Origin of the sequence: Neisseria sp. HMSC078C12, from assembly GCF_001838065.1 — a bacterium.
Lineage (GTDB): Bacteria > Pseudomonadota > Gammaproteobacteria > Burkholderiales > Neisseriaceae > Neisseria.
The window spans coordinates 340,946-348,995 of the sequence record NZ_KV835611.1 but is presented as its reverse complement, the minus strand read 5'-3'; the positions used below and the strand labels follow the sequence as shown (position 1 = coordinate 348,995).

Annotated in this window: 7 protein-coding genes; 6 read left to right on the top strand and 1 reads right to left on the bottom strand. The window is 44.8% G+C overall.

All coding sequences use genetic code 11. The features are described 5' to 3' along the window. From HMPREF2596_RS08380 to HMPREF2596_RS11630, 4 genes are all read left to right on the top strand, one after another. Positions 1–534, top strand: a 534-nt coding sequence (locus HMPREF2596_RS08380) for an RHS repeat-associated core domain-containing protein (RefSeq protein WP_283140417.1), incomplete at its 5' end; no start/stop codon positions are given. Continuing rightward, entirely contained in the window at positions 531–803 is a 273-nt protein-coding gene (locus HMPREF2596_RS11310) for a hypothetical protein (RefSeq protein WP_141762672.1), read from the top strand. The genes HMPREF2596_RS08380 and HMPREF2596_RS11310, both read left to right, overlap by 4 nt. Before the next feature lie 3 nt (positions 804–806). Next, entirely contained in the window at positions 807–1,157 is a 351-nt protein-coding gene (locus HMPREF2596_RS08375) for a hypothetical protein (RefSeq protein ID WP_070850706.1), read from the top strand. 206 nt (positions 1,158–1,363) lie between these two features. Then, positions 1,364–1,759 (top strand): hypothetical protein, encoded by a 396-nt coding sequence (locus HMPREF2596_RS11630; protein ID WP_283140416.1) that lies wholly within the window; start codon positions 1,364–1,366, stop codon positions 1,757–1,759. A gap of 559 nt (positions 1,760–2,318) precedes the next feature. Here HMPREF2596_RS11630 and HMPREF2596_RS11625 read toward each other — a convergent pair. Then, the gene (locus HMPREF2596_RS11625) at positions 2,319–2,441 is read right to left on the bottom strand and encodes a hypothetical protein (RefSeq protein WP_283140415.1); all 123 of its coding nucleotides are present in this window, start codon (positions 2,439–2,441) and stop codon (positions 2,319–2,321) included. A gap of 25 nt (positions 2,442–2,466) precedes the next feature. Here HMPREF2596_RS11625 and HMPREF2596_RS08365 point away from each other — a divergent pair, with 25 nt between their 5' ends. Together HMPREF2596_RS08365 and HMPREF2596_RS11620 are read left to right on the top strand one after the other, a co-directional pair. Next, positions 2,467–4,560, top strand: a complete 2,094-nt coding sequence (locus HMPREF2596_RS08365) for a DNA internalization-related competence protein ComEC/Rec2 (RefSeq protein ID WP_283140414.1) — start codon at positions 2,467–2,469, stop codon at positions 4,558–4,560. Positions 4,561–4,875: 315 nt separating this feature from the next. After that, the gene (locus HMPREF2596_RS11620; protein ID WP_070850704.1) at positions 4,876–7,995 is read left to right on the top strand and encodes a M10 family metallopeptidase C-terminal domain-containing protein; all 3,120 of its coding nucleotides are present in this window, start codon (positions 4,876–4,878) and stop codon (positions 7,993–7,995) included. Positions 7,996–8,050 lie beyond the last annotated feature (55 nt).

Sequence of the window (8,050 nt, the reverse complement as noted above, 5' to 3'; positions counted from 1 at the left end):
CTGGCGCAAGTCTTTGACAACGCCAAAGACGGCAAACAATACATCGCCTATTTCCACAACGACCAAGTCGGCATCCCGCGCGAGATGACCGACATCAACGGCAATCTCTTATGGTACGGCGAATACACCGCCTGGGGTCGTCTGAAAAAGGATGAACGCGTCTATCGGAACGCCCATCAGCCGTTCAGATTGCAAAACCAGTACTTCGATGAAGAGACCGGGCTGCATTACAACCTGATGCGCTATTACGAGCCTGAGGCGGGGCGGTTTGTGAATCAGGACCCGATTGGGCTGTTGGGTGGGGATAATTTGTATTTGTTTGCACCGAATATGCAGACTTGGATTGACTCATTAGGATTAAGCGGAAAGTTAACAATTTATTCTGATACACATGATTTTGTAGGACATGCATTTATTGGATTAGAAAAAAATGGCAGAACTCAATATATAGGTCAATGGCCTGGAGGAGAAGGGTTTAGATATAATTCAAAAGATATTACTAGTATTTTGGTTAGTGATATGGGGGGACTATGAGTTTTAATGATACGAGGTATTTGGATAGTAAGTATTTGGTATCAAGAAGTTATGATTTGAATGATGATCAAATGAAAAAGGTTGAGTCCTATATAAGGGACTTTAATAATAAAAATATAGAAACTTCTAGATATAATTTACGAAATAGGCAGTGTGCAAGTTTTGCATATGGAGCAAGTCAAGCTACTGATATTAAAGAAATGAAAATGTCTGGTTGGGTTACTCCTGCTTCGTTAGCTAAGAAAATTAATAAATTAAATGGTAAATAAATTATGAAATCTATTTTAAGTTCAATTTTATCTCTAATAGTATCCTCCTCTTCTAATTTACCTTATGTTTCACATTACTCGTATGATTTTCAACATGGCTGGTTGAATATAATTGTATCAGAATATAATAGTCAAAAAACTTGTGGAGACATAGGTATAAGTAATAATGAGTTACAATATAAGCTTTTTTGTGGGAAAGAAAATGGAAAAGGAATGATTCCGTTAAGTAAAATAAAATTCAAATATGAGAAAGATATTTTTTCTGCTCAAAGTATTATAAGTGGAAAAATATTTTTTTCAGTTAAATGTACACAAGATCAATACAGATATATAGAAAAATATATTAAGAAATAAACAGCAAGCAGTAGCCCGCACAAAACCTTTAGTCCTGACGTAGGGTGTGTGCGGTACGCACGCACGCGGTTTCTTTTCAGACGGCCTCACTATCTTCTTTGAGGTCGTCTGAACCATTTGTTCTTTAACAATCTCATCTAAAACTAGCTATGAATTGACGAAAGTTGATGGAAGCGGTAAGCATCCATATTTCCCAGTAGATAGAAATGCGTTTGATAAGGATAGAAAGTAATATTGGAAAGATAGGGCGAAAGCAGAAAAAAGACGCAGAAGAAAAGCTGGAAAATGTTAAGGTCAATTTACTTATATTTATATCAAAGAGGTTTGTTATGTTAGATACTAATTTTAAAGAATATCTTGATGATGAATTTGGTAGGATATTGCCAGAAAATCAAAATAAATATCGTGAATTATTCAAAAGATTAGGGTTTGGAAAAATAAATCATGACTTTGTTGAATTTTGGTCAACATATAGTGATGAAATTTATGGAAAAATTGGATATTTGGTTGATTTGGCAATGGACTTAGAGGATTTTTCAAGTAGCCAAACAGAAATTTTGAGAAAAAATATTGGATTGCCTGATAATTATTTTCGTTATTAAATAATGAGTTAGATGATTATATCTTATATGATAAAAATACCGACGAGGTTTTTTTTGTAGAGGCTCCTAATATTCAAAAGTTCATAGAAAATAAACAATTCAGCAAACATTGGAATAGCTTTGAATATTTTATTAAAGATTATCTAAATTATAATGCTTAATATGTTTAATTTTTAAGCGATTAGCAAGCTGTAGCCAATGAAACCTCCAATTCCGATGTAGAGTGCGAACGGAACGCACGCACGCGGTTTCTGTTTTTCAGACGACCTCACTATTTTCTTTGAGGTCGTCTGAACCATTTGTTCTTTAACAATCTCATTAACATTTAATATAGAGGTCGTCTGAAAACCAACTTTCAGACGACCTTTGTTGTACCGTACTTAACCGCCGCTACGCCTACGACAAAGCCGGCAACCTGATCCAAAGCGCCGACCAAAGAAGCGGCGTACTCCATTACGTCTACGACAAAATCGGACGGATTCAGGTCATAAATTCTGCAATCAAATATTTGTCATAACATACTAAAAGCATTTATTATTACATATCCAATAATCATAATTTAAGGGAAAACGTTCATGGCGTGGCGGTTTGTGTTGCCTGCCTGGGTGGTTGGGGTAGTGCTTTCGTTTGCGTCGCCGTTTGTGCCGCCATGGTGGGTTTGGTTGTCTGTAATGATGGGCATGTTTGTGTTGTGCCGAAGATTTGATATGGCTTGGTTGGCTCTGGCCGCCTGCATGGGCATGGCGTTTGGTGTGTGGCGGACAGGGCTGGTGTTGGCCGGTCAATGGCCTGTAGGGGAGGTGGCGACTAAAGTTTTGACGATTGAAGTGGCGGATATGCCGCGTGATGATGGTCGGCGCGTGCAGTTTGCGGCAAGGGCTTGGGATGAGCGTGGTCAGGCTTTTGATTTGATGTTGTCAGATTATCAGCGGCGCGATTGGATGGTGGGTAGTCGGTGGTCTGTATCGGCGCGGGTCAAGCCGGTGATTGGCGAAGTGAATGTGCGCGGTTTGAACCGTGAAACATGGGCTTTGGCCAATGGTATCGATGGCATGGGTACTTTGGGACGCGACAGGAAACTCGTGCGTCAAGGCGGCGGTTTCGGTTTGGCTAATATGCGTGATGCGGTAAGCCAAAGTTGGCAGAGAATAGAGGATAAATATCCTGAGTTTTCAGACGGCATAGGGCTGATGCGTGCTTTGAGTATTGGTGAGCAATCGGCGTTGCGGCCGCCTTTGTGGCAGGCATTCCGGCCTTTGGGGCTGACACACTTGGTCAGTATTTCGGGCTTGCATGTGACGATGGTGGCGGTATTGTTTGCCTGGCTGATCAAGCGAATTTTTCGTTATTCGCCGTGGATTCCGGCAAAACCGCGTGTGTGGATATTGGCCGGCGGTGTTGCTGGGGCTTTGTTTTATGCGCTTTTAGCCGGTTTTTCCGTACCGACGCAACGCAGTGTGTTGATGTTGGCTGCGTTTGCGTGGGCATGGTGGCGCGGCAGTGGCGGCTCGGGCTGGGCGGCATGGTGGCAGGCTTTGGCCGTTGTTTTGTTGTTGGACCCGTTGGCCGTATTGGGTGTGGGAACGTGGTTGTCTTTCGGTTTGGTTGCTGCTTTGATTTGGGCTTCATCAGGCCGTCTGAAAGAATCGGGCTGGCGTTTGGCTGTACGGGGGCAATGGGCGGCGACGGTATTGTCGGTGGTATTGCTGGGCTATTTGTTTGCTTCGTTACCTTTGCTCAGTCCCTTGGTCAATGCGCTGGCTATTCCTTGGTTTTCTTGGGTGTTGACGCCGTTGGCTTTGCTGGGTTCGGTTTTTTCTTTTGAACCTGTCCAGTTGGTAGCGGCATTTTTGGCGGAATATACTTTACGCGGTTTGGTATGGCTGGCTACGGTATCGCCTGAATTTGCCGTTGCAGCGACGTCCGTGCCTTTGCTGGTGTTGGCGATGATGGCGGCTTTGCTGTTATTGCTGCCTAAAGGAATGGGCTTGAAACCTTGGGCATGTTTGGTTTTATTGGGTTTTGTGTTTTACCGTCCTGCCACGTTGGAGGAGGGGGTGGCAAGAGTTACGGTGATGGATGCAGGACAAGGTTTGTCGGTGTTGATACAAACGCGTAACCGTAATCTTTTGTTTGATACGGGAACGGAGCAAGTGGCGCAAACAGGTATTGTGCCGAGTTTGAATGCGATGGGCGTGCGCCGTTTGGATAGCCTGATTTTGTCGCACCATGATATTGATCATGACGGCGGTTTTCAAAGTGTCGCGGCTGTCGGTACCGATAAATTGCTTGCCGGACAACCTGAGTTTTATCCGAATGCAGAGTTTTGCCAAGAAGACAAATGGCAATGGGACGGCGTAGATTTCGAGTTGCTCAGGCCGTCTGAAAATACGGGTAAGGAAGATAACGATCAGAGCTGCGTATTGCGTGTCGTGGCAAACGGCAAAGCCTTGTTGATAACCGGCGATTTGGGGGTGAAGGGTGAGGCCGGTTTGATTGAGAAATACGGCAATGCGCTGTATAGCCAAGTGTTGGTATTGGGACATCACGGCAGCAGCACGGCTTCGTCAGGCAGCTTTCTGCATACGGTTTCGCCGCAATATGCCGTAGCATCCAGCGGCTATGCCAATGCCTACAAACATCCGACCGTTGCCGTACAAAATCGTGTCCGTGCGCACGGCATTGCTTTGTTGAGAACGGATTTGTCAGGTGCATTGGTGTTTGTTTTAGGTCAAGACGATGTGTTCCGAGGCCGTCTGAAAAAGGACAAGTTTTATTGGCAGAAGAAACCGTTTGAGTAAAAAGGCTAAAAGGCCGTCTGAAAGACTTTTTCAGACGGCCGTAATATTTTTGTTTGACGGGCATTATCCAAATTTTGTGTGAATCCAATTGTGGATAGTTTGGTTTAATTATTGATAATAAAGAATAAATTGATTTTGATGAAAAAATAGGCAGTATAAAATAGGGGAATAATTACAAAGTCATTTTATAACTGTTGTTAATTTGATAAGCATTTTGAATCTGTTTGGCTGAATAAATTCACTTGTTTTTAGCTTGCTTATATAATCTAAACGCATTATTGCGCATTCAAATTAAATTTAACAAAGGGAAAAGAAATGGCTGAAACTCAAAACCAACCTAATAACGAAGAGTCCGTAGTGATTATCGGCACGCGTCGTGATGATGTGCTGTATGGCAGCTTGGGACACAATATTTTTTACGGCGGTTTAGGAAACGATACCTTTATTGTGAACAACAGGAATGACCAAATCATTGAAAGGTACGGCGAGGGTACGGATACGGTTTATACCCATACGACTTATACGTTGCCAAATTATGTTGAAAACCTGACGATGACCGGCCACGGTAATATTTTTGGTTTTGGCAACAATTCCGACAACGTCCTTATCGGCAACAGCGGCAACAACCGTTTGAGCGCCGGACGTGGCAAGGATGTGCTTTACGGTGGGGCGGGTAATGACTTACTGCTGGCAGGCGATGATGACGATAAACTTTATGGTGGCGACGGCAACGATATTTTGCGTGGCGATCATGGCAACGATTATTTGGAAGGAAACGAAGGCGACGATGTTTTAGACGGCGGAGTCGGTGCAGATATCATGCGCGGCGGCAATGGCAACGACACATATTATGTGGACAGTCAAAACGATGTCGTTATCGAAGAAGCCAATGGCGGCATTGATACGGTCTACACAGGTATGACTTACCGTTTGCCGACTCATGTCGAAAACCTGACCTTGACCGGCAGCGGCAATTATTTCGGCTTCGGCAACCATTCCGACAACGTCCTAATCGGCAACATCGGCAACAACCGTTTGATCGGAGGCCGAGGTAATGATGTGCTTCGCGGAGAGGCAGGCTATGACTTGCTGTTGGCGGGCGATGGTGACGACAAACTTTACGGCGGTACCGGCAACGATATTTTACGCGGCGATGCCGGTAATGATTATTTGGATGGCGGTGAAGGAAATGACACGCTTGAAGGCGGTAGCGGAGACGATACTTATGTGTTCCGCCGTGGTAGCGGCCATGATGTCATTTCAGACAATCTGGGCCATAACAGCATTCATTTTGAAGGTTTGAGTACGAAGGATATCAGTCTGATTGGCCGTCCCAGTGTCAGTAATCCGGCCCTCAAAGATTGGGTATTTACGATTCGTGAAACAGGCGAAACGCTGACCCTTAAAGAGCAACACAAGACCTATTCATCTGTATCCAATTATAAATTTTCGGATAGAGAGGTAGATTTTGCAAAAACCTTTAGATACCCCGAACATGATACCAGTCAAGACAGCGTGACCATGCGTGTGCTTTACAAAGATGGTCATGCCGTCACACATGCCGCCGAACAAGGGCAGTACCTTCAGACGGCCTCTTTGCAGTATTGGGAAAATATTGCCACTCAAAAAAGAGCCAATGATATTGTCCGCCCCAGTGCTAAACAGGCGCAGCATTCTATCTTTACAAAAGACAGTGATGGCGACGGTTTGGTCGATGCCATTGACCGCAATCCACAGGAGTGGAATGTTTCCGAGCGCGATTTACGGATGTTCTCATCATTGGCGTATCATTCTCCATCTGAACTGCATACTTTGTTTAAAGGCGATTATTGGTGGAATACGCAATATGCTTCTATTGCTAAGAATATTAACGACAAATATTTTAGCAATCAGGCCAATGTATCTGAATTGGTTGGGAAATGGACATTGCTTAAGGCAGGTAGTCCGGGAGGCGGTTTGGATTATGCGATTTTCGGCAATGCGAACAAAAATGGCGGTTGGGAAAATGTCGTGGTAGCGTTTAGAGGTACGCAGGCTACCAGCATTAAAGATGTTTTGGCTGATTTGAACATTATGACCGGTAATTCGCCGGCTCAAACCAAATATCTGAATGACATTGCCCGTTATATTGATATGCTTCATGCCAAAAATGTGTATTCGACCGGACATTCGTTGGGCGGCTATCTTGCAGAATACTTTGCCGCACATACCATGCAACAGCGTAATGATTGGGCAAGTGATTTCAAACGCAGCAGTCTGTTTAATCCGGCTGTTTTGAATGTGGACAGCGATTCGCCCGAAGCTTTAAAACAAGCACGGGACATGGCCGATAAAATGGCGGAAACACGTATCACGGACAACTCGGATACAACACAGACACGCCATCTGTATGAAACCAATTCCTATGTAATCAAAGGTGAATGGGTTGGAGATGGTTTTTCTGGTAAAACAGGTGCGGGTATTGGTGCAGTAGTTGGTGGACTTTTGTTTGGACCATTTGGCTTTGCTCTAGGTGCAGCTGCTGGGGCTGCTGCGTCCCAAGTTCATAAAGGATTGGGCAGATATCCGAAAGCCAAGGTTTTAGATTTCAAAAGCGATGATGTATGGGGCAAACACAATATGACCAGCTTTTATGAGTCTGATACCGAACTTGAACAATACTTCTCCCAAGGTAACCGTATCGACAAGCATTACAAAAATCCTTATTTGAGGGATTCTGACCAAGACGGTTTTTCAGACGGCATTGAAAACAAATGGGGTAGCAGCAGTAATGATGCCCAAGAAACGCCATACGCAACCGGTACCTCTGCCATTTATACCGATGACCGGCCCATGCTTGCCGTGGTTCAGACAGAGGATACGGCCGGTAACGTCCTGTCACTCAAAGGCGTGGAAATGACGGCGCACCAGCAGGGCGATAAGATGGCGTATGCGGCAAACGGCAAGGAAATCGACTTAGGCAAAAACGGCTTCGATTGGTCTATCAGCATCAGTGGAGACAACAAAGGCGTAGCGGCCTTGCATGGCAGCGTGGCTGACGATGTATTGAAAGGCAGCGATGGCAATGATTATCTGGCAGGCGGACTGGGTGGTGATACCATTGTTACCGGCGAGGGTAAAGATACGGTGGCATTTACTGCGTGGGATGTCCGCGAGGGTAAACTGGATCACTTGCTGGATTTCAATCCGGTCAAAGACAAGTTGGATTTGAGCGCCATGCGCTCGTTGCTCAATGAGAAAGAAAGCCAGGTTAGCTGGGCGGATTTGTTTGTTCGCGATGTGGATACATTCAGCCACGACCGCTCGTATCTTGTGTTCAACAGCGCCCAAAAAACCTTGGCGTATCGGGGCGCAGGAGCTGAAAGCAGCACAGAGTTTGCACGTTTCTACAACGAAGATGCTGCGCAGCTGACGGCCGCCAATATTATCGGCTGATGGTTGTTTTGAAGTTTAAGGCCGTCTGAACTTGATATTTCATGTTCAGACGGCC

Excerpts from the sequence above, each read along its gene's own strand:
- HMPREF2596_RS11310 (WP_141762672.1), top strand. The coding sequence starts at position 531 with ATGAGTTTTAATGATACGAGGTATTTGGATAGTAAGTATTTGGTATCA.
- HMPREF2596_RS08375 (WP_070850706.1), top strand. The coding sequence starts at position 807 with ATGAAATCTATTTTAAGTTCAATTTTATCTCTAATAGTATCCTCCTCT.
- HMPREF2596_RS11630 (WP_283140416.1), top strand. The coding sequence starts at position 1,364 with ATGCGTTTGATAAGGATAGAAAGTAATATTGGAAAGATAGGGCGAAAG.
- HMPREF2596_RS11625 (WP_283140415.1), bottom strand. The coding sequence starts at position 2,441 with ATGCCCATCATTACAGACAACCAAACCCACCATGGCGGCACAAACGGC.
- HMPREF2596_RS08365 (WP_283140414.1), top strand. The coding sequence starts at position 2,467 with ATGGCTTGGTTGGCTCTGGCCGCCTGCATGGGCATGGCGTTTGGTGTG.
- HMPREF2596_RS11620 (WP_070850704.1), top strand. The coding sequence starts at position 4,876 with ATGGCTGAAACTCAAAACCAACCTAATAACGAAGAGTCCGTAGTGATT.